Raw genomic sequence first — 25530 nt, 5'->3', positions numbered from 1 at the left:
GGCAGCTAAATGCATTTAAAATGACGTTGCTGCCGTATACATTGTGTCATTTATCTTAATCGTAAAAGCGCTTTTTCGTTGCCAAAAAAGCGCATATCAAATCTAAAAACGAGTTAATAAAGAACCCTATTCTAGACCGACAGTCCAGCCTGAAGTCCAATCAGCATCTTCATCAACAGCACCAACAAAGTCAGCGTTATCGAAGAAAGTATCACCGCTGAAGTCTTTTGGTGTTACTTCAGAGATACTGAATATTCCGTCTAGAACAGCAGCTTGGTTAGCCCCTACAGAGTTATCAGCCTGATTGTTTAAGAACCAATCTTCTAAATCTACGATTGTGTGAGTCGCACCATCTGGTAACGCACCATCTTTGAAGTTCTCATCATTTTCACAAGCAATAACTGAGTTAGTGAAAGTGATAGTGCCATCGCCTAGGTTAGTTTGGCTTTCAAGTACACCTTCAACTTCGAAACATTCGCCCATACCAGCAGAACCAGTAATGATAACGTTAGATAGTTGTGCGCCAGTACCTTCACGTAAGTAGATACCTTCAGCATCATCTTCACCGTCGAAATCGTTACCAATAATCGTCATGTTAGCGATAGTTGGGTTAGATTGTGGCTCGTTATCTGGCACTGAACCGTCATTGTCAGCTTCGATTGCACGGTTCGCATCAGAGTTATCTTGTGCTTGGCGTACTAAGACATATTGCATACGACCTACAAAGCCGTTATCCCAATCCACACTGTCATCTTGGATATCAGTTAACACTAAGTATTTAACGTCAACGCTTCCACCGAAGAACTCAACACCGTCATCAGCATTTTTGTGAACTTGTAAATACTCAACCGTGGTACCTGAACCAACACCACCGAAAGTAACACCATTCAACTCATTATCAGGTGCAACTTCGAAACCACCGTGCATAACACGAACGTAGCGAAGTGTGCCTGAGTTATCCGTTGAATCTGTGCCACCGAATACGGCACCTTCTTGTACACCTTCCACTTGAAGAGAACAGTCTGCATCAGCAGGACATTTGTTAGAAGGAGCGTTACCTAGGATAACTAAACCACCCCATTGACCCGCTTCACCCGCTTCCAGGCCACCAAGAACAGCAGCTGAAGAGGTAAGAGTTACAGGGTCAGTCGCTGTACCTTGAGCATCAATTTTTGAGCCTCGGCTAACAACTAAATAATCATTACCAGAGGCACCGAAAACAGTCACACCAGCATCAATTGTCAAGGTTGCGCTATCTTCGTTGTCATCACCAACAAACACGGCACCAGACAAGGCGTACAAGTTACCTTCGGTAAGGGTCAAATCAGAAGTAATACGACCTGATAGTTCACAGGTGTTAGTCACGCCATCAGCAGCTGCAATAGTGGTTGTGCCAGCAGGGCAACCTGAAGCAGTTTGTGTCACTTTAACGGTTCCACCGCCAAATCCGAATGCCCAACCTTGGCGCCAATCGTCATCAGAGGTTACCGCACCGACAAAAGTAGTGGCGTCAAAGAAACCATCAATTTCAGAAACGTCAGCAGCACCTTCAAGCAATAAAGAGCCGGTCATAGGCGTACCGTCGGCATTCAACATAACAGACTCAGATACACGGTTATTGCGAGACTCTTCTAAGAACCAAGCTTCTAGGTCAACGATGGTATGAGAAGCGCCATCTGGTAATGAACCATCTTTGAAATTCTCACCATTGGTACAAGCCATAACCGAATTTTCAATGGTGATAGTTCCGTCAGAAAGGTTAGTTTGGCTTTCTAACACACCTTCCACTTCCAAACATTCACCCATACCGTCTGTACCAGTGATAACCATGTTATATATTTGTGCACCTGTACCTTCACGAAGATAAACACCTTCAGAATCATCTTCTCCGTCAAAGTCATTGCCGATAATAGTTAGGTTAGCAATAGTTGGATTCGATTGAGGGTCGTTGTCAGGAGTAGAACCGTCATTATCAGCTTCGATACCACGGTTAGCATCGCCATTGGCGCTGTCTTGTTCAATGTAAACGTACTGTAGCTTACCTTGGAAACCGTTATCCCAATCTACGCTGTCATCTTGGTTAGAGGTTAATACAAGGTGCTTAGCCGTCACGTTACCACCGAAGAACTCAACACCATCATCGGCATTGGCGTGTACTTGGATATAATCCACTTCAGTTGCGGAACCTACGCCACCAAAAGTAATACCATTTAATTCGTTATCTGGAGAAATTTCGAAACCTGCGTACTTAACCACTAAGTAATTCAAAATACCTGAGTTGTCGTCTTCGTCGTCACCACCAAATACTGCACCTTCTTCTACACCTTCAACTTGAAGTGCGCAATCGGCATCTGCTGGACATTTGTTAGACGGAGCGTTACCCAGTAGAACAAGACCACCCCATTGCCCGGCACCAATCTCATCACCAATCACATCGTTATAAGAAGTCATAATAATTGGATCAGTTGAAGTACCCATGGCTTCGATTTGTGAACCTCGGCTAATCACTAAATAATCGCTACCAGTGCTTCCGAAGATAATTGTACCTTCTTCAATTTCTAATACTGTGCTGTCTTCGTTATCAGAACCGACAAAAACCGCACCATCTAGTGCCCATACAATATCGTTTGTTAGCGTGATTTTTCCGCTGCTATCTTCGTCGTCATCAGTTAAACGACCAGATAGTGTGCGTACTTCAATGGTTTCACCCAAGGCAGTTGAGATTTCTGTACTTAATGTAGAATCAACCTCGCCTGGTGCATCGTCAGTTGGAGTCGGCGTTGGTGTAGGTGTAGTAGTCGGGGGATTGTTAACGGTAGAACTGTTATCAATATCGCCTTCGCTAATATTAATGTCACCACCACAACCAGCAAGTACCAAAGCAGTTGCTATAGCGCTTACTTTAAAGATGTTTTTGATTTCCATCGAGCTCTCCAAATGCGAGTGTTAAATAGTTTCAAGTTCTTTCTATTAATGACTTGATAACGAAAGTTTTAAAATCGCGAGAAGAGTACCCAAGCTCAATGACAGTTTTGTTACATTACAAAACTGTCACAAAAGTTTCATAATTGCAGGTGGGATCGTAAATCTATGAATCGTGTAGGAAATCTACCCAAATATTTTGAGGGCGGTAATAGTTTGGGCAAATAAAGGCAAGAGGGAGGCCCTATGAAGCTTGAGGTTGAGTCAAAATGTTTAGCTTTTTTTATCTTTTGTCACAAAAACATCTTCTCTAAACCACTTAGTGATAACCACTTTTTCACCAGAGATAATGGGGTGGGCATGATGTAGGGTGTTGGTATTGATAGAACCATTGGGAAGTAGATTATTCCAAACCAGCGCCATGCCTTGAGTGGGCTTAAACTTGCGACCCAGTTTAATAAACTCGGTTTCTCCGCCCTCGCAATCTTCATTTAGATACACCATGAAGGTCCAAGTGCGCTGTCCACCGTTTTTACTGTAGAGTTTAAAGTCGTTAGTTCCTGGCACAAAGTAGTCGCAATGAGCTTTGAACTCTTGGCCAACGGCGTAATGCTGCGCTTGAATGACTTCTTTTTCACCAAACCCTAACCCCAAAGTATCAATAATCTTCTGGTCGACTTGTTTAGCTAGGGGATCGTTAGTGAAGGGCAAATCGCAAGTCGAGGAGGTTCTAAACTTTTCATAAGCATCCCCTTCCCTTGCTGGGATCTCAGAGGGCCTCAACTTAGTTTTAGTCAGCGAAATTAAGGCTTGGCATTCTTGTTGCGATAAAAAGTGATTAATTTGTATCATCTGTACGCGAGGATCATCAATCACCTTAGCATCAAACTGATCCAGATTTTCCAACAATTTAGGTTGAGAGACTTTGGCAAAAAAGGCTTCATCTTTATTACAGCCGGTGCCCTCGGGTAAATTGTTACCAAGGGCATTTTTAGCCGCCTCAAAGGTGAACCCGTTCTGCAAAAGGATCTTTAAAATTTCAATACTATCTGTCCCTTGCAATAAATTTTGCAAAACCCAAGACTTCCAAGTTTGCGGTAAAGACGACATCTAACTAACCTTTGTTGAATGATTTTACGATAACACTTAATTTGACGTTAATATCTTAAGTTGCTGTTTTATAACGTCGCTGGAAATACTAACATAGCCATCTTGCTGCACAGCTTGTTGTCCTTTTTTAGACAACACAAAGCGTAAAAACTCTTCCTCTAACAAGGGTAACTTTTCATTTGGTGGTTTATTCACCACCAAATATAAAAACCGTGATAAAGGATACTCACCACTACTTATGGTTTTTGTTGTTGCAGGCACAAACTTACCAGTGTAATCGGCAATGGCTAACGCTTTAACCGCAGCGGTTTTTTGTCCATAACCGGCGTAACCAATTGCACCATTGGAGAAAGCGACCGACTGAATAACCGAAGCAGAGCCTGGAAGTTCATTTACCGTAGCTTTGAAGTCACCATCACATAAGGCTAATTGCTTAAATAATCCATAAGTGCCTGACACGGAATTACGCCCGAAAACCTGAATTTTCCGACTGCCATAACTACCTGTTACACCAAGCTGATTCCAATAACGCGTTTCTTGCCGAGCCCCACAGAAACGTGTTGCCGCAAAGATGCTGTCGATCTGTTTAATCGTTAAATTTGAAACGGGATTATTCACTTCCACAAATAACGCGATGGCATCGATGGCCACTTTAATAGCAAGAGGCTGATAGCCATGCTGACCACTAAAATAACGTAACTCGCTGGTATGCATCTCACGGCTCATAGGGCCAATATTTGACGTTCCTTCGGTAATGGCCGGAGGAGCAGTGGAAGAACCTGATGCCTGAATTTGAAACTTTACCTGAGGATATAACTGCTTAAACTCAACAGCCCAGATTGTCATCAGGTTAGCCATGGTATCTGAACCAACAGAGCTAATAGAACCGGCTACACCGGGTTTCTTTTGATATGTTTGCGCTTCTTGGCCAGAAGACAATGCAGAAAACAGCACACAAAACCAAACCAAACCAATTGCCTTCAATGGCTTAATCAAAGTAATTGTTCCACTTTATCAGCAGCCGAAGTGTCGGCAGAGGGATTCTGTACTGACAGTTCACTTGAAAAAGAAAAAGAAAACTCACTTCCAACACCCACCTCACTGGTTATTTCTAATTTTGAATTATGATGTGTTAGCACATGTTTCACAATAGATAACCCTAAACCTGAACCTCCGGTTTTGCGTGAGCGGGCTTTATCTACACGATAAAATCGCTCCGTGAGTCGATTAAGGTGTTTCTCTGGGATCCCGTCTCCATTATCTTTTACTGAGAAATGCCCATGACCATCCTGTTCCTGCCAGATAACATCAATTTTACCCGGAGAAGGTGTGTAATGGATCGCATTGAAAATCAGGTTTGAGAAAGCACTACGCAGCTCAGTTTCGATACCATAAACCTTAAGAGAAGGCGCTATATCAAAAGTAATTTCATGGCCTTTGTCTTTGTTCAATGTTTCAGCTTCAACTTGAATAGCCGCTAGCATCTGCGGCACATTAACAGGCTTTTCAAATACTCGCTCTGAACTAGCTTCAATTCTTGATAAAACCAACAACTCTTCCACTAAGTTTTGCATTCTTTCCGATTGTGAGCGCATTTCTCTAAAGGCTTTATTCAAAAACGCAGGGGGAACGTTATCAGTATTTGGCAGCATCTCTAAATAACCATTCAAAACGGTTAAAGGCGTGCGTAATTCGTGGGACACATTGGCTACAAAATCTTTGCGCATTTGCTCAAGCTGAGTCAATCGTGTTACATCGCGGGCTATCAACAACAAGTGCTTTTCACCGTAAGGCATAATACGGTATTCAAATATTTTTTGAACATTAGAAGGCGATGGCACCTCCACCGGATAATCATATTTACCACTATGAAAGTATTCAATAAAGTTGGGATGGCGGATTAAATTGTCAACTCGGCGTCCTGAATCTTGAGGCCACCGTAATCCCAACTCAATTCGCGCTAGTCGGTTGCACCAAACTATACATGCATTTGAATCTACCACCACAGTGGCATCAGGTAAGGCTTCTGAACCTTCACGAAATCGTTTGACCATGCGAGTGAGTTCTTTACGTTTACGCCTATTACGACGCTGAATGTAATAAACCCCTTCATAAACATGTTCCCAAAAGCCTGGCACTTTTGGGGGTGTCATTTTTTTACTGTGCCAAATCCACCGATTAAATCGGTACATGTGCCACGAATAAAAGCCTAATAACCAAGTTGAAGCAAATGCGATAGCAATAGCCAATGCATCAAAGTACAGGCCGATTAAAATCACGATGACGTAAAACCCACCAATTCTGAGTAAATTTTTTAACCAAGAAAATGGATAATACATGTATCAATGGATCCTTTGTTGAACGTTTTATTCAACCGTTTTACGTTTTAAGATTACACTTTGGCAGAAAAGCGATAACCAGCACCGCGAACAGTTTGAATCATGTCATCATGAGAATATTTAGAAATCGCCTTACGCAATCTGCGTATGTGAACATCAACCGTTCGGTCTTCCACATAAACATTAGTCCCCCAAACATTATCTAACAACTGTTCTCGACTATATACTCTTTCAACGTGTGTCATGAAAAAGTGCAATAGTTTAAATTCAGTTGGGCCCATATCTAAAGGCTCATCTTCAGCCGTTACTCGATGTGAAACCGGATCTAGCACTAAGCCATTGATGGCAATAGGTTCTTCAGCTGAGGTAGGAGTTACTCTGCGCATCACCGCTTTAATACGAGCAACCAGTTCTTTGGGTGAAAATGGTTTAGTAATGTAATCATCGGCACCTGAGTCGAGGCCACGTACTTTATCTTCCTCTTCACCACGAGCGGTTAACATGATAATTGGAATGTCACGGGTAAACTCGTGTTGTTTTAACTTTTTAGCTAGCTGGACTCCACTGCCACCAGGCAACATCCAATCAAGTAAAATCAAGTCAGGATAAGGTTCTTTAACTAAATCCAATGCAACTTGATAATCTTCTGCTTGCTGCGTTTCAAAACCGGACTGTTCTAACACAAAATCCAGCATTTCTCTGATAGGCGCTTCGTCCTCTACCAGCAAAATTTTTCTGGCCATTACTTTTTTCCTGCTCATAATAAAGGCGCCATTATTAGTTTAGGTTGTGACACTTTTATTAAACTTATCATATAAATGTCAAATTTCAGTCATGTTAAGGAAAAGAATGCCTTTAGAAGCCTAATTTATCACTATTTTTAGCCCTTAAACTTTATTCACCTTTGTGGGTAAACCTTTGACCGAGATAACAAAGGGTCATTTTTAATTAAAAATCCGTCCTTTAGGGGAAACTATTATTCAGCGCTTCTTGTTAATTGAACGTTTTACGCATATTCTTTACCTTCTTCATCGATATAATTACTGGTTTTTAAAGGTTCGTGAATGGCAAAAGTCAAAACGGGTTTGTCCAAAAAGTTGTTGACACGCGTGTTGTCTGTTTACTTCGTACTGACATTAGTCGTCACAGTCGGGCAAATTTTAACTGAATATTTAAATGCCAAAAATCATATTCAAAGCGAACTGCAAACTCTTAAAAATACCTTTAGCGTAAGTTTAACGCGGGCAATATGGGAACTTAATTATATCCAAGCTGACGATTTGGCAAATGGATTAATGGCGCTGCCCATAGTTGAAGGCGTGCAAATTCGTGACGAAAATGGGGCATTTATTGCCAACACGGGGCGCACCTCTAAGTTACCAGCAGAAATGATTACCTCAGGGATTATGCTTGATCACCCAGGCGGTACTTTTGGCTATTCTTTCCCACTTATATTCGAGTTCTCTGGACGTACCTCACACGTAGGCGATGTCACTTTATATTCTAGCGCAAGTATAATATTTGGTCGTATTGAAGTCGGGGTGTTTTTCTTAATTGGGAATGCGATCATAAAAACCGCATTTTTAGTTTTTCTATTTTTAAACGCTTTTCGACAAATGTTAACCGATCCTCTCGAGGAGTTGACCCAACAAATTAGCGAATTTGATGTTAATCGACCAGAATCCTCCAAACTGCATTTGCACATAGAAGACGACAATGAGTTAAAGCTGTTACAAGTATCATATAATGAATTAATCGATGACTTAATTGACTATAAACAAAAGCTTAGAGCCACCCGAAACGACCTCACCGACGCAAACCGTAGACTCGATGACCAAAATATTATGCTAGAGCAGGAAGTTGCTAAAAAAACGGCTTCCCTGAGTAAAATAATGTTGGACTTAGAGCAGCAGAAAGATGAATTAATTATTAACCAACGAGAGTTACGTCAGGAAAACGAAAACCGTCAGTATATCGAAGACGAATTGCGTAAACGTAATACCGAATTGGCAGACTCTATGGAAACGGTGAAGCTTGCCAAAGATCAGTTAATTGAATCTGAGCGTATGGCATCACTTGGTGGTTTAGTTGCAGGTATCGCTCATGATGTTAATACACCTATAGGTGTGGGTGTCACCGCTGCAAGCTTTTTGCAGGAGCGTATCAAAAACCTGCAAACGGCATACGAGGATAAAACCTTGACCGGCAAAACAATGAGCACCTTTTTATCCGAAGCGAATCAAACAACAGAGTTATTAATGGGTAACTTAAACCGCGCTTCCGATCTCATTTCGAGTTTCAAGCAGGTAGCCGTTGATCAAACTAGTGAGGCGGTTCGTGATATTGATCTTAAACTCTATATTCATGAAGTCATCCAATCATTAGCGCCAAATTTCAAGAAAACGTCACACTCAATAAGTGTCAATTGCCCTGAAAAGTTAATTGTAAAATGTGCTCCAGGAGCCATCGCTCAAATTTTTACTAACATGATTATGAACTCTTTAATTCATGGCTTAGATGATAAAGAAAACGGCAAAATAACCATAGATGTTAGTCAACAGAATGACGAAGTCGTGGTTAAATATGCTGATGATGGAAAAGGCTTATCTGAAGAAAACTTAGATCGACATTTTGATGCTTTCTATACAACCAAACGTGGCAAAGGCGGCAGTGGCTTAGGCACGCACATTATGTACAACTTGGTGACGCAAACCTTAGATGGAAAAATCACAGCGCATAGTGTTGTAGGTGAAGGCTTGAGTTATGAAATTAGATTCCCTTTACAATCATCATAAGTATCCCAAACTTCTCAGTGCTAAGTTATAGATGATGATAGAAAAATCTCGAGTATCCACTAGCACTTCCGAATAATGAACCCAATACGCTGTTAGATAAACGTTTATTGTACAAGACGAATCCGCCATAAACATGTTAATCTTCGGCCCTTTCATTGTATTTACCTTCAGCTAAATAATGCATTCAGTAACAAGGTTGAATACCAAATAAAAATCTTATTTAAGTAGAGAATATGTGGTTTAAAAATCTAAAACTCTTTGCAATTACGCAAACACTAGACTGGCAAGAAGATGACGTTGAGCAAAAGCTAGCGGAATTTAAATTTCGTCCTTGTAATAGCCAAGAATTATCCACAATGGGTTTCTCATCTCCTTTTGAATCTGGCAGCACATTACTACACAGTGCCCAAGGTCGAATTTGGATAACCCTAAAAAAGCAGGAACGTATTTTACCCGCCGTAGTAGTGAATGCCGAATTAGCTGAAAAAGTCGCGCAAATTGAAACTGAAACTGGCTCAGCCGTAGGCAAAAAAGCTAAACAGGATCTAAAAGAAGAAATAATTCGCCGCTTGTTACCTCAAGCCTTTACCAAGAATAGTTTTACCCACGGTTTTATTTCAATTAAAGATAACTTGGTTGTGGTGGATGCTTCCGCTGATGGTAAAGCTGAAGTGTTCTTAGCGATGATCCGTAAAGCTATGACCTCTCTGCCTGTCGTCCCCTTGTCGCGCACTAGCATCCAAGGAGAGCTAACAAATTGGATCAAAGACTCTGCAGCGCCTAGTGATGTGGTCTTATTAGAAGAAGCAGAACTCCGTGGCCAAGGCGAAGAAGACAGCATTGTTCGTGTTAAAAACCAGCCTCTTATGGAAGATGAAATTCTTAATCATATTGAAGCCGGAAAATTTGTGCACAAACTGGCTATTGAATGGGATGAAAGTCTTACTGCCATGCTTGAAGAAGACTTATCGGTTAAACGTCTTAAATTTACGGACGTGGTAAAAGAACAAAACGATGATATTCCTAAAGAAAACAAACTTGCCCGCGTGGATGCCGACTTTACGTTGATGTCTGGTGAAATCGTACGTTTTTCCCAGTGGCTAATAAAAACTTTTTCCTTGGATCAAGACTAAGGTTTTATCAAAGCAAACACGGTTTAAATAAAAATGCTGTATTAGAGAAGACTCTAATACAGCATTTTTTTTAGCAAAAAAAACGAATTGGCTAAATATTACGCGAATACAGATTTAGCGCTTGTTCTCGCATCAATAAATTCAGGACTATCTAAAATGCTTAAATCTTCGATTATTTTTTTATCTAAACAGATTTTCAAAACTGCATCTTTTTGACTATCAAATACACCACTTAGGGCCGCACCAAGACGAACAAAATCGATGAAACTGGCGTCTTCTTCTTGATAGCTCATATCTCGCCACTTTTCAGCAATATTGACAAACTGCTCATCAAAATCCCACTGGCGCATAATTTTGCCACCTATGTGTCCTGATAACTTGATAATAGACGTGTTTAAAAATTGAGGGTTAGCAAACACTTCTTCATGGCGCTCAGCTTCGGTCAATATTGGTAATACCCCAATGTTATGAACTAGCGATGCAAGGGTGAGAGTATCTAAACTTAAGTGACGCTTTTTACTATAAAATTGCAGTGCCGCAACAGAATATGAAAGGCTTTCGATGGTTTGCGCCCACATTTTAGCAATATAATCTCTAACCAACTCATTTTTAGAAACAAACAGCTGTTCCATCGCCAAGGCCGTTGAAATATTTTTGATTTGGCTGAGCCCAATTCGAGTTACAGCCTGAGAAACCGATGTTACTTTGATTGCTCGACCTAAATAGGCACTATTAGAAATTTTGATTATTCGCGCACTTAATGAGGGATCTTGAGCAATAATATCACCCATTGCATTGAGATTTATTTTCGGATCATCTGCAGCACGCCTAACTTTCAGTGCTATTGCGGGAAGTGTTGGTAAAACAATTGTATCATTCTTGATTTTTTCGACCAGAATGGTTAGCAACGCGTTTTCTGTGGACATATTTCTTCCTATTTAATTGAGCGATGACCTACTCGACATTGAGAATCAAAGCAGCCGTATCAATATTTGGTCTGATGAGTATCTTCATCTCCATTGAATTGGTAAACTTAATGATACCAAATGGTCTGAGGCTTATGTTGCAGTTAATAAGATACATAAGGTATCTTAAACTGCACTAAACACTCTACAAAGGCTATAAACTACGCATACCAATTTAAATTTGCAATTCAATTATTTATGCATTCAATAAAAAAAACAAATTAGGATGAGCAATGATTAGAAAAAACCTCCTCGCGTTAACTATATCCGCACTGTTTTTAGCGGCTTGTTCAGATTCATCAAAGCAAATAGAAACGCCAACACCACAAAGTTCGACTGAATCAGAAAAAGTAGAATTGGTAACAACTGCTGAAGAACGTTTAGATATCTATTTTCCAGTCACGTTATCAGCAGATTTATCAGCATATAGTGAAAACCAGAAAAAAATGTTATCCCTGTTGATTGATGCATCGAAAATTATGGACGACTTGTTTTGGAAACAAGCATTTAGTCAACCTAAACAAGAGTTTTTAGATTCATTGCAAGATCCAAAAGTACGTAAATTTGCAGATATAAATTATGGACCTTGGGATAGATTGAACGGGGATAAACCTTTCTTAACTCAAACTCGTGAAAAGCCATTAGGCGCGCAGTTTTATCCTGAAGACATGAGTAAGGAAGAATACTTAGCCAGTGATATAAAACGTAAAGATAACCTGTATTCAATGGTTTCTCGTGATGAGAGCGGTAAATTAATCGAAGTTCCCTATTCAGACTATTTTGCAGATGATTTGCAGGCGGCGGCTGATTTATTACTGCAAGCCTCCGAGTTGGCTGAGAACCAAACATTTGGGAATTATTTAAAAATTCGAGCTGAAGCGTTAATTACAGACAATTATCAACCATCAGATTTTGCTTGGATGCAAATGAAAGACAACCCCATTGAATTGGTAATAGGCCCCATTGAAACCTATGAAGATCAACTATTTGGATACCGTGCAGCGTTCGAAGCTTATGTTTTATTAAAAGATTTAAGTTGGAGCGAGCGTTTAGCAAAATATGCAGCTTATTTACCTGAACTACAAACAGGTCTTCCAGTGGCAGACGAGTATAAAGCGGAAATGCCTGGTAGCAACGCAGATCTAAATGCGTATGACGTCATTTACTATGCTGGTCACTCAAATGCAGGTAGTAAAACTATTGCCATTAATTTGCCCAATGATGAAGAAGTACAACTTAAAAATGGTACCCGCAGACTGCAGCTCAAAAATGCCATGCAGGCCAAGTTTGAACACATTTTGCTGCCAATATCGGAACTATTAATTAGCCCAGAACAGCGTAAACACATTACCTTTAATGCCTTTTTCGCCAATACTATGTTCCATGAAGTGGCTCACGGTTTAGGGATTAAAAACACTCTTGATGGTCAAGGCACTGTCCGCGGCGCACTTAAAGAACATGCGTCAGCGTTAGAAGAGGGGAAAGCGGATATCTTAGGTTTGTATATGGTTGAACAGCTTCTTAACAAAGGAGCGATTACCGAGGGTCAGCTAGAAGACTATTACGTCACTTTTATGGCCGGTATTTTCCGTTCTGTGCGATTTGGAGCATCCAGTGCACATGGAAAAGCCAACATGATTCGATTTAATTTTTTCCAGGAAAAAGGAGCCTTTAGTCGAGATGAAAATGGCCTTTACCAAGTCAATATGGAAAAGATGGGCGAGGCAATTGCTGCTTTATCTGAGGTTATTTTAACCCTACAAGGTGACGGCGATTATCAAGGTGTTAGCCAATTAGTAGCAGAAAAAGGCATTATCAAAGAAGTACTTGCTGAAGATTTACAAAAGCTGACTGACGCAAATATCCCTGTTGATGTGACATTTAAACAAGGTAAAGAAGTGCTTAGACTTTAGTCTAAAGTTGTCTTATCAACGCTTTGTAGCTATTCACAATAGCTACAAAGCGTGATTTAATATTCACTGTTAATTAGGTTCCAGTCCAAAGGCTAATTTTCAAGTAGTTAAAATAATCGATTAGCTAGAGTTATTCGCCACATCATCAGCCTTTGAGGCTATTGAAAAATATGAGGCAAAACGATTAATTCCAATTTAGCACTTCAATCGAAACATTTTCAGGATGCTGCTGAAATCTTATATAGCAATAGCTATGCTGGCATAGTTGTAAGCCTTGTCGCCTCTACTCTCCTTGTATTCGGTTTCACCAATCCAGACATTGACGCGTTTAAATTTTACTGGTGGATTTCAATGATGGTACTGCTATTAATACGATTAGCGGATACCTATTTTTGGCTCAAGAAAAATAAAGCAGCGCCAAATAACAGTAAAAAATCGATTTTGCGGTTTTCTCTAGGAACCATTACAACTGCAAGTATGTGGTGCATGTACTGTCTTGTACTGTTTCCCTACATAGATACTATTGAACTTGCATTTAACATCATCATTGTCTCAGCCATGGCCGGTGGTGCTAGTACAGTCTTGGCCGGTAGTAAAGTGACAGCAATGTTATATAGCGGAATTCTGTTAATCCCTTTTTCAATAGCACTACTACTAGCCCCCGAATTTCACGAGTATATTTTAGGTTTATTAGGGATGTCCTTTGGTTGCGTAATGTTAATTACCGCAAGCAAATCCGCTAATTTTACAGCCCTGGCAATACGTTTGAAGAACGAGAATGCAGTTTTAGTGGAAGACATGGAAGCAGAAGTCAGCGCTAGGACGAAACAAATATATGAGCTTTCTAATATTGATCCTCTTACCGGTTTATTTAACCGAAATGCATTTCTCACTCACCTACGCACGAATATAGACACAAGTAAAAAAGCAAACAAATCCATTGCTCTGCTGTTTATTGACTTGGATGGTTTTAAAAAAATAAACGATACCATTGGCCATGAAACCGGCGACATGGTTTTGAAACAAACCGCAGAACGATTAAAAGAGATATACAAAAACCATCAACTTATATGTCGTTGGGGAGGCGATGAATTCCTAGTTGCGGTGGAAAACGCTAATAAAAGTAAAGCCATTTTACTTGCGGATAAGTTAATTAGGCGTATTTCTGAGCCTTATATATTCTCTCGAAACCGCTTATCAATTAGTGCCACTGTCGGTATTGCCATGTTCCCTGAACATGCCACTCAAGAGAATGTACTTATCCAGCTCGCTGATACAGCGATGTACTATCAGAAAAAAGCGTTTCCCTCTACCGCTGGCGTCTTCTCAGCCCACCTCGGCAAACAGCTAGCTAGAGAACAGCGTTTAAAAGACGGATTAAGTGAAGCAATTGAGAATCAACAACTACGGTTGGTATTTCAACCGATAGTGGACAGTGAAACCTTTCAACCCATTGCATTTGAAGCGCTTCTAAGATGGCAATTTGTCAACGAAAGTATTCCACCTTATGAGTTTATTTCCATTGCTGAACAGTATGGTCAAATTCGAAAAATTGGTGCCTGGGTTTTGAACGAAGCATGTAAAGCGGCTAAATCTTGGCAATCGAAAATGCCCTTATCTGTGGCAGTCAATGTCAGTGTGATTCAATTACAAGATGATGATTTTATTGATATAGTAGATCAAGCTTTAGTCGACTCAGGGCTACCTTCGACGTTTCTCCATATAGAAATTACTGAATCGGTATTTGCAGCTGATAAAGAAACCCTATTAGACAAGATAACGTGTCTTCAAGAGCGCGGTATTAAGGTTTCAATTGATGATTTCGGCACTGAATATTCATCACTATCGGTGATCCAAGATCTATCTGCTAATAAAGTTAAAATTGATAAGGCGTTTGTAGACAGCCTAGACAGCAATGGAATGCCCATAGTTAATGCCGTACTGCAAATAGCGAAAGCGTTTGGTTACGATGTGGTCGCCGAAGGAGTTGAAACTTTGCAGCAAGCTGAAGTTCTAAGAAAAGCGGGTGTAAACCACCTCCAAGGGTATTATTTTGCTAAACCCTTGGAGTCAACATTTTTAAAACAGTATTTAAAGGGACGCGCTTTACCACTAATGGATTAGGGTAGCTGCTGCTTAAGTGTATCTTGGTATGGTGGCCAGCCCATAGGTTTGCCCGCTAAAACATGTAGATGAATATGGTATACCGTTTGCCCGCCATCCACATTACAATTCATCACGGCGCGATAACCACTTTCAGCAAAACCTTGTTCCTTAGCTATATGAGCCGCAGCTAAATAAAGCTGCCCCACGATTTCAGCATCTTCTGCTTGAATATCATTAATAGTGGCAATAGCTTTTTTAGGGATAACTAAAAAGTGTATAGGAGCTTGAGGGTTAATATCCTTAAAGGCTAACACCTGATCATTTTCAAAAATGATCTCAGCTGGGATCTCCCGATTAATTATTTTTGTAAAGATAGTTTCAGACACAATAACACTCCTAAATAACTACGTTTAAACAGTAACCTCTATTACAAACACGCCGATTTACCAAAAAACAAATCCAAGTAAAACGGCACCTAGCACTAAGCGATAAATGACAAACGGCAACATACCAATTTTGGAAATCCAAGAGAGAAACAAAAAGATACATGCATAAGCGCTAATAAATGATAAAACAATGCCATAAAAAAGAGCTTCCCAATCAACCGCCGTATCCGCTTGCAACAGATCTAAGGTTGCTAACAACCCCGCCCCCAAAATAACCGGTATCGACAATAAAAAAGAAAATCGTGCTGCACTTTCTCGATTCATACCTAACATCAAACCCGCCGTCATAGTGATGCCAGAGCGGGATGTACCTGGGATAAGCGCGACGGCTTGAGCTATGCCGATAAACAGTGCGTTTTTCCATGTTAGTTGGTAAATATTTTTTGTCAGTTTGCCCGTCACATCGGCGTACCAAAGTACTAAACCAAATACTATGGTAGTGCAGGCTATGACTAACGCTGAACGAGCATATTCTTCAATAAAATCTTTGGCCAGAAAACCAATCACAACGGCTGGAATGGTAGCCAAAATTACCCACCATGCTAGCTTACTATCATCGGTTTGTTTTTTACTAAACCCCGATTGCAACCAAGCTACCAACATGCGCGCAATATCGGCGCGAAAGTAGATCATGACCGCCAACAAACTCCCAACATGGACTGCCACATCAAAGGCTAAACCTTGATTTTTCCAACCAAGTATTTCAGACGGAAGAATCAAATGTGCAGAGCTTGAAATGGGTAAAAACTCAGTTATACCTTGAATAATAGCGAGTACAATAATTTCGAACAAAGTCATAATGTCGCGGGTCTCCAGTTAAATTCAATCGTCCATAATTTTTGTTGGCTTTGATCGTAATCGGCCAACATTGCGGCAATACTTTTTTGGTGAACAGGGTGTATCACATTTCCAGCAATTTCACTCAGAGGTAGTAAAACAAAGGCATTGTAATCAATTTCTTGGCGCGGCAATACCACCCCATCTTCGGTCACAATGTCATCAAACAAAAGTAGATCGAGATCTAAGGTCCTAGGTGCGAATTTTTTCTCGCCCCTAATTCGGCCATTTTCATTCTCTATAGATTTGAGGATCTCACACACTTGTTGTACAGATTTGTCGGTTTTAGCACCCACCACCAAATTATAAAAGTGAGAGCCACTAAAACCAACAGCTTCGCTCTCATAGACCTTGGAAAGGGTTAACTCACCGAACTGTGCAAATAAACCATCTAATCCAGCACGGGTATATTTGTCCCGCTCAACATTGCTACCGATACTAATATAAATTTGATGTAACATTAGTTAAGCATTTTCCCGATAAAGTTCTACTGTCACCGCTTTAGCATTGGGCAATATGTTAGGTTTTGTCACCGATACTTTTGTGCTTTTAACACCGTTATAACTCAAAATATGATGAATAATATGGTTTGCTAATGCTTCTAACAACTGGAATTGACTGTTGAAGGCTATTTCTTCTACAGCAAGTGCTAACGCAGCATAATCGAAGGTATCTTTCACATCATCGGAATTTGCCGCAGTGCTAAGATCGCTAGATAGCTCAATATCGATTAGTAATGGTTGTTTTGCCTCTCGTTCCCACTCGTAGACCCCGATTAGTGACTTAACTTGCAAGCCTTGTATAATAATTTTGTCCATGACAGATCCGCGCAGTTATAATATCTAAATGCAGTAAAGTGAAGACCTATGTGAGAAGCTAACACAAGATCACTTTTACCCGTTTATAGGTTCGAGAGTTTAACTTGTTAGGAAGACCAAGTATATGACAGCACTAACAATATTGATGATCACTTCTGCCTATTTAGCCGGATCTATTTCCAGTGCAATGCTTGTCAGCAGTTTGTTTTATTTACCTAACCCCCGCTTACATGGTTCTGGCAACCCTGGCGCGACCAATATTTTGCGTTTAGGCGGGAGGTTACCGGCGGTTTTGGTACTTTTATTCGACGTACTAAAAGGCACTATTCCAGTTTGGTTTAGCTATTATCTTGGATTCTCTCCTCTCGTGCTCGGATTTGTAGCGATAGCAGCATGCCTAGGGCATATTTTCCCGTTGTTTTTCAGCTTCAAGGGGGGAAAAGCAGTAGCCACTGCATTTGGTGCTATGTTACCCATTGGCGTAGAATTGGCTGGAGCATTAATAGCTTGTTGGGGATTAGTTGTATTCGCTACAGGTTATTCATCATTGGCTGCCATATCCGCAGTGGCCTTATCGCCAGTTATTACTTATTTCGTGAAGCCTGAGTACACCTTGCCAGTTAGCATGTTAGCTGTGCTTATAATTTTGCGCCACAAAGACAATATAATACGTTTATTTCGTGGCCAAGAAAGCAAGATATGGGAAAAGGGCAAAGCGAGTGGTTTAACTAAGCCCCCAAAAAAACGCTAGTCTTATATAACTAATGTACTTTTTAAGACATCTATCTATTTATTTTTCGCCCACGTCTTAATAAGCCAACTCCCAATATGATCAACATTAGGGTGGGTACATTAGGCACACCAATAGGGTCTTCTGATGTTGCCAGAAACGCAAATGCATTTAATGCAAAAATACCGTTATCATTTAGCGGGTCAAATTGTGCCTGAGTGGTAAACATATCAATATCAGCAACAACAATAAGTGATCCTGCACCTGCAGCAAATTGTCCAGCCCCCCATGCAGCAGCAATCACTTGATTTTCAGTATTTGTACCGATAATACTGCCATTAGCATTAAGTACGTCAGCGGTTGATAAAAAACCTTCTTCTCCCCCGCCTTGTGTAATATTGTTAGCTACACCAAATGGCCCATCAAATAGAGGCGATATACCATTTACTGGAGAAATTGCCGTCTGACCAATAGTCGGGATACCTAGATCTGCACCTATACCATCACGTCCAGAACTGTCCTGCATTAACCATAAATCTCCACCATTTAGGAAAAAATCTATTACATCAGCATGGTAAGCGCTCGATTCAGATACCGCCCACCAAGGCGCTATAAAACCATCAACTCCGGCTAGACCTGCTGCATCCGGGATTATATCCATGGTGGTGATTGACTCACTAACGACCCCCCCAGCACCAAAATATAAAGGATTCTCCAATGCAGTTCTGAAATCACTCACATACACCCCACCATCCCAGGTATAGGTACCATTTTCTGTTTGCAATGACGAATTGGGCCCTCCCACAAGATAGGCCTGAACACTAAACATAGGTAAAAGGGTGATTAAACAAATTATACTGTTTCTTAAAATACTCTTATTCATGAAATTTTCCTTTTGTGAAATAAGAATCATTGTGAGCAACTGCGCAAGAACGTAGCTGCTAATTTTTTAAACAGCATAAAGTATGCCACGGTAGGAAAATCATATAGTTGCAAGTTAAATGTTTACAACTTGTAAACAAAGTTGACACCAACCCCAAAAACAACAACTTAATTAAAGAGTGTTGTTTGTAGGACATTGGAAATTATATTAAACAAATGACAATTAAAAATTTGTAATTAAATTGCAGGCAACGTATCTAAAGACCAGCGAGGTTTGGCTTTACTATTGAGCGATTCTACTTGACCGGCCTTAAGGCGTTGTAAACCGGCGTAAGCAATCATAGCGCCATTGTCTGTGCAAAATTCTAAGCGCGGGTAATACACCTTACCGTTAATCTTTTTCATCATCCCTTCGAGTTGTTCTCTGAGCATAGTGTTGGCACTAACTCCGCCGGCAATCACTAAGCGCTTTAATTTTGTTTGCTTGAGTGCTCGTCTACATTTAATTGCTAGGGTATCCACTACCGCATCTTGGAATGCATATGCAATATCGGCTTTGGTTTGTTCATCTAAGTTTTCAGAGCGAATGGTATTGGCAGCGGCAGTTTTTAAACCACTAAAGCTAAAATCCAATCCAGGTTTCGAGGTCATTGGTCGTGGAAATTGGAAACGCCCGGGTGTGCCCTGCTCTGCCAGCCTAGCCAACAAAGGACCACCGGGATAATCAAGACCCATCATTTTTGCGGTTTTATCGAAGGCTTCTCCGGCGGCATCATCCACCGACTCGCCCAAGACTTTATATTGTCCAATTCCTTCAACCTGAACCATCATGGTATGTCCGCCAGAAACCAACAACGCAATAAACGGAAATTCAGGTTTAGGGTCATCGAGCATAGGTGCAAGTAGATGGCCTTCCATATGATGAACACCAACAGCAGGCACATTCCAAGCAAAGGCTAAACTTCTACCCACAGACGCGCCTACTAATAAAGCGCCGATCAATCCAGGCCCTTGAGTGTAAGCAACTCCATCTATCTGCTGTGCTGTGGTATTTGCATCAGACATGGCTTTTTTAATTAACGGAACAATTTTCCTGACGTGATCTCTAGACGCCAACTCAGGCACCACGCCGCCATAATCGGCATGTAACTTCACTTGACTATATAATTCATGGGAAAGCAGCCCTTGCTGATCATCCAAAATAGCCACGCCAGTTTCGTCACAGGAAGTTTCAATTCCTAAAATTCGCATATTCATTTATACTCTGTATCAAAATTGCTCGAAGTTTACCTTTGCGCCCTTAAAGACGCTAGGGTTCTGCGAATTTAAACCGCAAAAAGCAAAAAACTTGCGGCAAAAGTGAAATAATCTTCAATCTTCCCTTTACAAGCGCCCAGCGAATGATTAAAATTCCGCACCATTTTTGACCGCACCGGCTATTTTTTGGGCTGGTAACCAGATTTAATATTTTGAGGTGAGATTTTAATGCCAATCGTTAAAGTAAGAGAGAACGAACCATTTGACGTAGCACTGCGTCGTTTCAAGCGTTCATGTGAAAAAGCAGGTGTTCTTTCAGAAGTTCGTCGTCGCGAATTCTTTGAAAAGCCGACTTGGGAACGTAAGCGTAAGAAAGCAGCTGCTAAAAAGCGTCACTTGAAAAAGTTAGCTCGCGAAAACGCACGTCGCATCAAGTTATACTAATATCTCGCTTCTGTTGCTTGGGATTAAATCTAGATTTTTAATTCCAAGCCTAAGCTGTCTAAATAGTTTTACGTTTTAGAGTTTTCAGATGACCCTTCTTGAACAACTAAATCAAGCAATGAAAGATGCTATGCGCGCTAAAGACAAACTTCGTCTTGGCACAATTCGTATGGCACTTGCAGCAGTAAAGCAGCGTGAAGTAGACGAGAGAATTGAGTTAACTGATACTGATGTCATTGTACTGCTAACAAAGATGGTTAAACAGCGTAAAGATGCTGCTAGCCAATTTGAAGATGCTGGACGCCAAGATTTGGCGGACACTGAAAAAGCAGAAATCGATGTTATCCAATCATTTTTACCTCAGCCGTTAACGGCTGAAGAATTAGATGATTTGATTCAACAAGCGATGCAAGATACTCAGGCTGCGGGGATGCAGGATATGGGCAAGGTAATGGGCTGGTTAAAACCAAAAGTTCAGGGCCGTGCTGATATGGGCAAATTAAGTGGTCAAATTAAAGCTAAGCTTGCCTGATTACCTTAAGCCACTCGCGAAACTATTCTCAAGCCGCAATTGCAAAATTGCGGCTTGTTTGTTTCTGTTCCTTACTGATAAAGTAATGTTTGTTTAACCCCTTTTACAAGTTTGAATCCTATTCATGGCTGGACGAATTCCAAAAGACTTTATCGATGACTTAATTGCTCGCACTGACATAGTGGAGTTAATTGACAGTCGCGTTAAATTAAAAAAAGCAGGCAAAAATTACCAAGCTTGTTGTCCTTTCCATAGTGAAAAAAGCCCATCATTTACAGTCAGCCAAGAGAAACAGTTTTATCATTGTTTTGGTTGTGGTGCCCATGGCAACGCCATATCTTTTGTCATCGAATATGATCGTCTTGAGTTTCCAGAAGCCGTAGAAGAATTAGCCAGATTTCACAGTTTAGAAGTGCCACGAGAACAAGGTGGCAAACCAGGTCCCACTCCTCAGCAAAAAGCGCAAATTGCCGATGATTATCAATTAATGGAACAAGCTTCTCGTTTTTTTGAACATCAATTAAAGCAGCATGCTCAAAAAAACAAACCCATTGACTATTTAAAGCAGCGTGGACTCAGTGGTGAAATCGTTAAAGCCTTCGGCATCGGTTATGCGCCGCCGGAGTGGGATGGTATTTATAAGCAATTTGGCACCAGTCCTGAAAAGCAACAACAGCTACTTGATTTAAAGTTAATTACTGAAAATGACAATCGTCGCCGATATGATTTTTTCCGCGATAGGATTATGTTCCCAATCCGCGATAAACGCGGCAGAGTGATTGGTTTTGGTGGCCGTGTTTTAGAAGATGGCGGTCCTAAATACCTTAACTCTCCGGAAACCCGAATTTTCCATAAAGGTCATGAGTTATATGGCTTTTATCAAGCGAAACAAGCCAACCGTAAACTTGAACGGTTAATGATTGTTGAAGGTTATATGGATGTCGTCGCGTTAGCCCAATATGGGATCGACTACGCCGTAGCCTCGTTAGGTACCTCAACAACCCCAGAACATATACAAATGTTATTTCGTGCCGCACCAGAAATAATTTGTTGTTACGACGGCGATCGCGCAGGCCGAGATGCCGCATGGCGCGCCTTAGAAAACGCCCTTCCTCAGCTCAAAGATGGTGTGGAGATGAAGTTTTTGTTTCTGCCTGATGGTGAAGATCCAGATACTTTAGTGAGACAAACCGGTAAAGAGCAATTCGAAACCCTTTTGCGGGAAAAGTCCGTTCCCCTATCCCAGTTCTTTTTTGAGAATCTTATTCAGCAGTTTAATGTCGGCAGTAGCGAAGGAAAAGCAGCCTTAACTAAAGCAGCTAATGAGTATATTGAGCAAATTAATGCTGAAAACCTCGTGGTTTTGCTCAAAGAAGAATTACGTAAAAAGATCAAAGGCGATAGCTATAAAGCTGATATTTTGCAGGATATTAAACAAGCTAATCGCATTGGCAAAGCACAAAAACTGGATTATCAGCTACCTAACAAAAACAATATGTCGCCCGTTAGAAAACTCCTACGGCTGTTATTACTGCATCCTAACTTAGCCAAACAGCATCCAGATATTCAACCGGCAGCATTGAACCCCGATTTTATCAAAGGTTTACATGTGCTGATTAAAATGCAGCAATTCTGTGCATCTCAATCGGACATCAATACAGGACATGTATTAGAGCATTTCAGGGGCGATCCGGAAGCAAAGTTCTTACAACAATTGTTGCAAATCGACCATGATGCTGACGACAACCGGCCCGATAAATTATATATCGACAGTTTTAATCGCTTAATTGAACAACAACTTAAAGCGAGATATCAACAACTTATGGCAAAAGGATCAGCAATGACCAAAGAAGAAATGCAAGAAGTGAAATTGCTTACCCAAACCAAAGCCACCTATAGCGCTGAGTAAAACCCGCAGTCTGATCATAGGGTAAATATTTAATACTAGGTTTAACCTTATGTTTTATTCAATTTGCACTTGAATAAAAACTATTCACCCATACATTAAAGAAACTGTGAGGCTTAACGATAAATTACGGGAAAATGGCCGAATTAGCTGGCCTGAGTACTGGGTTTTCTGCTATACTGGTTAATTCGCAAACGCCTCGGTGCACGCAGATTTTATCTGGATTTGACAATTTAGGTTGGTCAGTTCCAGGTACACTTTCAACTGATTTTGAGAAACGTAGGTTATATGGCGCAAAGCAAGCAGTCTCAGATAAAACTCCTTATTGTAAAAGGAAAAGAGCAAGGTTATTTAACTTTTGCTGAAGTAAACGATCACCTTCCCCAAGATATTATTGACTCTGATCAAATCGAAGACATTATTCGAATGATCAATGACATGGGAATACAGGTTTTCGAATCAGCACCCGATTCTGACGAATTGTTGATGCAAGAAACGACAGCCGATGAAGAAGTCGCTGAAGCCGCAGCCCAAGCGTTAGCTACGGTTGAGAGTGAAATTGGTCGCACAACTGACCCAGTTCGTATGTACATGCGCGAAATGGGAACGGTGGAGCTTCTAACTCGTGAAGGCGAAATTGAAATTGCCAAACGAATTGAAGATGGTATTAACCAAGTTCAATGCTCTGTAGCAGAATATCCAGAAGCAATTACCTATTTGCTTGATCAATGGGACCAATTCGAAGCTGAAGAAATTCGTCTTAGTGACATTATTATTGGTTTTGTCGATCCTAACGAAACGGACGTCGCTCCTACCGCGACTCATGTTGGCTCTGAGTTATCTGAAGAAGAGTTGGAAGACGAAGACGACGACGACGATGATGAGGACGAGGAAGAAGAGGATACCGGTCCTGATCCTGAACTAGCCAGAGAAAAATTTGACGCTTTGCGTAAGCAATATATCAAAGCTCGCGATGTTATTGCGGTTAAAGGTCGTTCTCACAAAGACGCTAGAAAACAAATTAATGAGCTAAGTGAAGTATTTAAAGAGTTCAGATTAGTACCAAAACAATTCGACCGCATGGTTAAGAACATGCGCAGCATGATGAATCGTGTACGTGTGCAAGAACGAATTGTAATGAAGCACTGTGTTGTCAATGCAAAAATGCCTAAGAAAGACTTTATTAAGGCGTTTGCAGGCAACGAAACCACCACTGATTGGTTGGTTGCAGTACTTGAAAGCAGCGCGAGCTATGTGCCTGCTTTACTTGAAGTTAAAGAAGAATTAGAACGCGCCACCGGCAAGATGAACCAAGTTGAAGAAGAAACTGGTTTGATCATCGCAGATATTAAAGACATTAACCGTCGTATGTCGATTGGTGAAGCGAAAGCCCGTCGCGCGAAAAAAGAAATGGTAGAAGCGAACTTACGTTTGGTTATCTCCATTGCTAAAAAGTATACCAACCGTGGACTGCAATTCTTGGATTTGATTCAAGAAGGCAACATTGGCTTGATGAAAGCCGTTGATAAGTTCGAATACCGTCGTGGTTATAAGTTTTCCACTTATGCGACTTGGTGGATTCGACAAGCGATTACTCGCTCAATTGCTGACCAAGCGCGAACTATCCGTATTCCTGTGCACATGATCGAGACGATTAATAAACTAAATCGTATTTCTCGTCAGATGCTACAAGAAATGGGTAGAGAGCCGACACCGGAAGAGTTGTCAGAACGCATGATCATGCCTGAAGACAAAATCCGTAAGGTACTTAAAATTGCTAAAGAGCCAATCTCCATGGAAACCCCAATTGGTGATGATGAAGATTCGCACTTAGGTGACTTTATCGAGGATAGTACCATTGTACAGCCCCTCGATTCAGCTACAGGCGGTAGTCTTAAAGACGCCACTCAGGAAGTACTTGCTGGACTAACGGCCAGAGAAGCGAAAGTATTGCGAATGCGTTTTGGTATTGATATGAACACTGACCACACTTTGGAAGAAGTTGGTAAACAGTTTGACGTTACCCGTGAACGTATTCGTCAGATCGAAGCTAAAGCATTACGTAAGTTACGTCACCCCAGCCGCTCTGAGCAATTGCGCAGTTTCTTAGACGAGTAGATTCTTGCTTTAGATGCAAACTTTAAAAGCCGCTTAATAGCGGCTTTTTTGTTTGTGTGTATTGTCGATGGATATTTCACGCACCCACAGTTTGTAGACGGGTGCTTTAGCCCCGCGATTAGTTGGCTAGATCCCATGGCCTGAAGACCATGCTACAACACTCCCTGTAGACGGGTGCTTTAGCCCCGTGATTAGTTGGATAGATCCCATGGCCTGAAGGCCATCCTACAACACTCCCTGTAGGCGGGTGCTTTAGCCCCGCGATTAGTTGGATAGA

21 protein-coding genes are annotated in these 25530 nt (G+C 41.0%); 9 read left to right on the top strand and 12 right to left on the bottom strand.

The genetic code is table 11. The annotated features are described in order from the left end of the window. Window positions 1–126 precede the first annotated feature (126 nt). The 5 genes from AB6T38_RS18540 to phoB form a co-directional block, all read right to left on the bottom strand. Window positions 127–2925, bottom strand: coding sequence for a hypothetical protein (locus AB6T38_RS18540; RefSeq protein ID WP_372548715.1), 2799 nt, complete (start codon window positions 2923–2925; stop codon window positions 127–129). A gap of 270 nt (window positions 2926–3195) precedes the next feature. Then, window positions 3196–4032: a prolyl hydroxylase family protein gene (locus tag AB6T38_RS18535; protein WP_372548714.1), complete on the bottom strand. Its 837-nt coding sequence runs from the start codon at window positions 4030–4032 to the stop codon at window positions 3196–3198. A gap of 36 nt (window positions 4033–4068) precedes the next feature. After that, complete coding sequence (locus AB6T38_RS18530) at window positions 4069–5025, bottom strand: PstS family phosphate ABC transporter substrate-binding protein (protein WP_372548732.1); 957 nt, start codon at window positions 5023–5025, stop codon at window positions 4069–4071. Continuing rightward, window positions 5025–6371, bottom strand: coding sequence for a phosphate regulon sensor histidine kinase PhoR (gene phoR, locus AB6T38_RS18525; protein ID WP_372548713.1), 1347 nt, complete (start codon window positions 6369–6371; stop codon window positions 5025–5027). Before phoR ends, AB6T38_RS18530 begins: the two co-directional genes overlap by 1 nt. 53 nt (window positions 6372–6424) lie before the next feature. Beyond that, window positions 6425–7114, bottom strand: coding sequence for a phosphate regulon transcriptional regulator PhoB (phoB, locus tag AB6T38_RS18520; protein WP_348489124.1), 690 nt, complete (start codon window positions 7112–7114; stop codon window positions 6425–6427). A 321-nt stretch (window positions 7115–7435) separates the two neighbouring features. On the opposite strand from phoB, the gene AB6T38_RS18515 reads away from it, so the two are divergent. Together AB6T38_RS18515 and rdgC are read left to right on the top strand one after the other, a co-directional pair. Continuing rightward, window positions 7436–9166 (top strand): ATP-binding protein, encoded by a 1731-nt coding sequence (locus AB6T38_RS18515; RefSeq protein WP_372548712.1) that lies wholly within the window; start codon window positions 7436–7438, stop codon window positions 9164–9166. Between the two features lie 233 nt (window positions 9167–9399). Further along, window positions 9400–10299, top strand: coding sequence for a recombination-associated protein RdgC (gene rdgC / locus AB6T38_RS18510; RefSeq protein WP_372548711.1), 900 nt, complete (start codon window positions 9400–9402; stop codon window positions 10297–10299). Window positions 10300–10397: 98 nt separating this feature from the next. Here rdgC and AB6T38_RS18505 read toward each other — a convergent pair whose 3' ends face one another. Next, entirely contained in the window at window positions 10398–11225 is an 828-nt protein-coding gene (locus AB6T38_RS18505) for an HDOD domain-containing protein (protein ID WP_372548710.1), read from the bottom strand. 272 nt (window positions 11226–11497) lie between these two features. Here AB6T38_RS18505 and AB6T38_RS18500 point away from each other — a divergent pair, with 272 nt between their 5' ends. Beyond that, window positions 11498–13177 carry a Zn-dependent hydrolase gene (locus tag AB6T38_RS18500; RefSeq protein WP_372548709.1) on the top strand — a complete coding sequence of 560 codons (1680 nt, stop codon included), beginning with the start codon at window positions 11498–11500 and terminating at the stop codon, window positions 13175–13177. A gap of 351 nt (window positions 13178–13528) precedes the next feature. Next, entirely contained in the window at window positions 13529–15301 is a 1773-nt protein-coding gene (locus AB6T38_RS18495) for a putative bifunctional diguanylate cyclase/phosphodiesterase (protein WP_372548708.1), read from the top strand. Here AB6T38_RS18495 and AB6T38_RS18490 read toward each other — a convergent pair. The 4 genes from AB6T38_RS18490 to folB are packed head-to-tail and all read right to left on the bottom strand — an operon-like array spanning window position 15298 to window position 17384. Further along, complete coding sequence (locus tag AB6T38_RS18490; RefSeq protein ID WP_372548707.1) at window positions 15298–15669, bottom strand: histidine triad nucleotide-binding protein; 372 nt, start codon at window positions 15667–15669, stop codon at window positions 15298–15300. The genes AB6T38_RS18495 and AB6T38_RS18490 overlap by 4 nt on opposite strands. A gap of 57 nt (window positions 15670–15726) precedes the next feature. Continuing rightward, window positions 15727–16527, bottom strand: coding sequence for an undecaprenyl-diphosphate phosphatase (locus AB6T38_RS18485; protein ID WP_372548706.1), 801 nt, complete (start codon window positions 16525–16527; stop codon window positions 15727–15729). Next, a complete protein-coding gene (gene folK / locus AB6T38_RS18480) occupies window positions 16524–17027 on the bottom strand; it encodes a 2-amino-4-hydroxy-6-hydroxymethyldihydropteridine diphosphokinase (RefSeq protein ID WP_372548705.1) in 504 nt (167 codons plus the stop codon). Before folK ends, AB6T38_RS18485 begins: the two co-directional genes overlap by 4 nt. A 3-nt stretch (window positions 17028–17030) precedes the next feature. After that, window positions 17031–17384 (bottom strand): dihydroneopterin aldolase, encoded by a 354-nt coding sequence (gene folB / locus AB6T38_RS18475; protein WP_348489115.1) that lies wholly within the window; start codon window positions 17382–17384, stop codon window positions 17031–17033. 124 nt (window positions 17385–17508) lie between these two features. Between folB and plsY the strand changes: the two genes are divergently transcribed. Further along, complete coding sequence (gene plsY, locus AB6T38_RS18470; protein WP_372548704.1) at window positions 17509–18135, top strand: glycerol-3-phosphate 1-O-acyltransferase PlsY; 627 nt, start codon at window positions 17509–17511, stop codon at window positions 18133–18135. Between the two features lie 31 nt (window positions 18136–18166). Here plsY and AB6T38_RS18465 read toward each other — a convergent pair whose 3' ends face one another. Both AB6T38_RS18465 and tsaD read right to left on the bottom strand, forming a co-directional pair. Beyond that, window positions 18167–18997: a hypothetical protein gene (locus AB6T38_RS18465; protein ID WP_372548703.1), complete on the bottom strand. Its 831-nt coding sequence runs from the start codon at window positions 18995–18997 to the stop codon at window positions 18167–18169. A gap of 236 nt (window positions 18998–19233) precedes the next feature. Next, window positions 19234–20247, bottom strand: coding sequence for a tRNA (adenosine(37)-N6)-threonylcarbamoyltransferase complex transferase subunit TsaD (gene tsaD, locus AB6T38_RS18460; RefSeq protein ID WP_372548731.1), 1014 nt, complete (start codon window positions 20245–20247; stop codon window positions 19234–19236). A gap of 234 nt (window positions 20248–20481) precedes the next feature. Here tsaD and rpsU point away from each other — a divergent pair, with 234 nt between their 5' ends. From rpsU to rpoD, 4 genes are all read left to right on the top strand, one after another. Further along, window positions 20482–20697, top strand: coding sequence for a 30S ribosomal protein S21 (gene rpsU / locus AB6T38_RS18455; protein ID WP_008845199.1), 216 nt, complete (start codon window positions 20482–20484; stop codon window positions 20695–20697). 88 nt (window positions 20698–20785) lie between these two features. Continuing rightward, window positions 20786–21229, top strand: coding sequence for a GatB/YqeY domain-containing protein (locus AB6T38_RS18450; RefSeq protein WP_348489112.1), 444 nt, complete (start codon window positions 20786–20788; stop codon window positions 21227–21229). Between the two features lie 124 nt (window positions 21230–21353). Continuing rightward, the gene (dnaG, locus tag AB6T38_RS18445; protein ID WP_372548702.1) at window positions 21354–23138 is read left to right on the top strand and encodes a DNA primase; all 1785 of its coding nucleotides are present in this window, start codon (window positions 21354–21356) and stop codon (window positions 23136–23138) included. Between the two features lie 285 nt (window positions 23139–23423). After that, the gene (gene rpoD / locus AB6T38_RS18440; protein WP_372548701.1) at window positions 23424–25253 is read left to right on the top strand and encodes an RNA polymerase sigma factor RpoD; all 1830 of its coding nucleotides are present in this window, start codon (window positions 23424–23426) and stop codon (window positions 25251–25253) included. Window positions 25254–25530: the final 277 nt, after the last annotated feature.

Origin of the sequence: Aliiglaciecola sp. SL4, from assembly GCF_041538045.1 — a bacterium.
In the GTDB taxonomy this organism is placed as follows: domain Bacteria; phylum Pseudomonadota; class Gammaproteobacteria; order Enterobacterales; family Alteromonadaceae; genus Aliiglaciecola.
The sequence above is the reverse complement of the archived record's forward strand: the minus strand, read 5'-3'. Positions and strand labels throughout refer to the sequence as shown.

Bases quoted from the DNA above. Each gene is read 5' to 3' on its own strand.
- AB6T38_RS18540 (WP_372548715.1), bottom strand. From the start codon at position 2,925: ATGGAAATCAAAAACATCTTTAAAGTAAGCGCTATAGCAACTGCTTTG.
- AB6T38_RS18535 (WP_372548714.1), bottom strand. From the start codon at position 4,032: ATGTCGTCTTTACCGCAAACTTGGAAGTCTTGGGTTTTGCAAAATTTA.
- phoR (WP_372548713.1), bottom strand. From the start codon at position 6,371: ATGTATTATCCATTTTCTTGGTTAAAAAATTTACTCAGAATTGGTGGG.
- phoB (WP_348489124.1), bottom strand. From the start codon at position 7,114: ATGGCCAGAAAAATTTTGCTGGTAGAGGACGAAGCGCCTATCAGAGAA.
- AB6T38_RS18515 (WP_372548712.1), top strand. From the start codon at position 7,436: ATGGCAAAAGTCAAAACGGGTTTGTCCAAAAAGTTGTTGACACGCGTG.
- rdgC (WP_372548711.1), top strand. From the start codon at position 9,400: ATGTGGTTTAAAAATCTAAAACTCTTTGCAATTACGCAAACACTAGAC.
- AB6T38_RS18505 (WP_372548710.1), bottom strand. From the start codon at position 11,225: ATGTCCACAGAAAACGCGTTGCTAACCATTCTGGTCGAAAAAATCAAG.
- AB6T38_RS18500 (WP_372548709.1), top strand. From the start codon at position 11,498: ATGATTAGAAAAAACCTCCTCGCGTTAACTATATCCGCACTGTTTTTA.
- AB6T38_RS18495 (WP_372548708.1), top strand. From the start codon at position 13,529: ATGATGGTACTGCTATTAATACGATTAGCGGATACCTATTTTTGGCTC.
- AB6T38_RS18485 (WP_372548706.1), bottom strand. From the start codon at position 16,527: ATGACTTTGTTCGAAATTATTGTACTCGCTATTATTCAAGGTATAACT.
- folK (WP_372548705.1), bottom strand. From the start codon at position 17,027: ATGTTACATCAAATTTATATTAGTATCGGTAGCAATGTTGAGCGGGAC.
- folB (WP_348489115.1), bottom strand. From the start codon at position 17,384: ATGGACAAAATTATTATACAAGGCTTGCAAGTTAAGTCACTAATCGGG.
- plsY (WP_372548704.1), top strand. From the start codon at position 17,509: ATGACAGCACTAACAATATTGATGATCACTTCTGCCTATTTAGCCGGA.
- AB6T38_RS18465 (WP_372548703.1), bottom strand. From the start codon at position 18,997: ATGAATAAGAGTATTTTAAGAAACAGTATAATTTGTTTAATCACCCTT.
- tsaD (WP_372548731.1), bottom strand. From the start codon at position 20,247: ATGCGAATTTTAGGAATTGAAACTTCCTGTGACGAAACTGGCGTGGCT.
- rpsU (WP_008845199.1), top strand. From the start codon at position 20,482: ATGCCAATCGTTAAAGTAAGAGAGAACGAACCATTTGACGTAGCACTG.
- AB6T38_RS18450 (WP_348489112.1), top strand. From the start codon at position 20,786: ATGACCCTTCTTGAACAACTAAATCAAGCAATGAAAGATGCTATGCGC.
- dnaG (WP_372548702.1), top strand. From the start codon at position 21,354: ATGGCTGGACGAATTCCAAAAGACTTTATCGATGACTTAATTGCTCGC.
- rpoD (WP_372548701.1), top strand. From the start codon at position 23,424: ATGGCGCAAAGCAAGCAGTCTCAGATAAAACTCCTTATTGTAAAAGGA.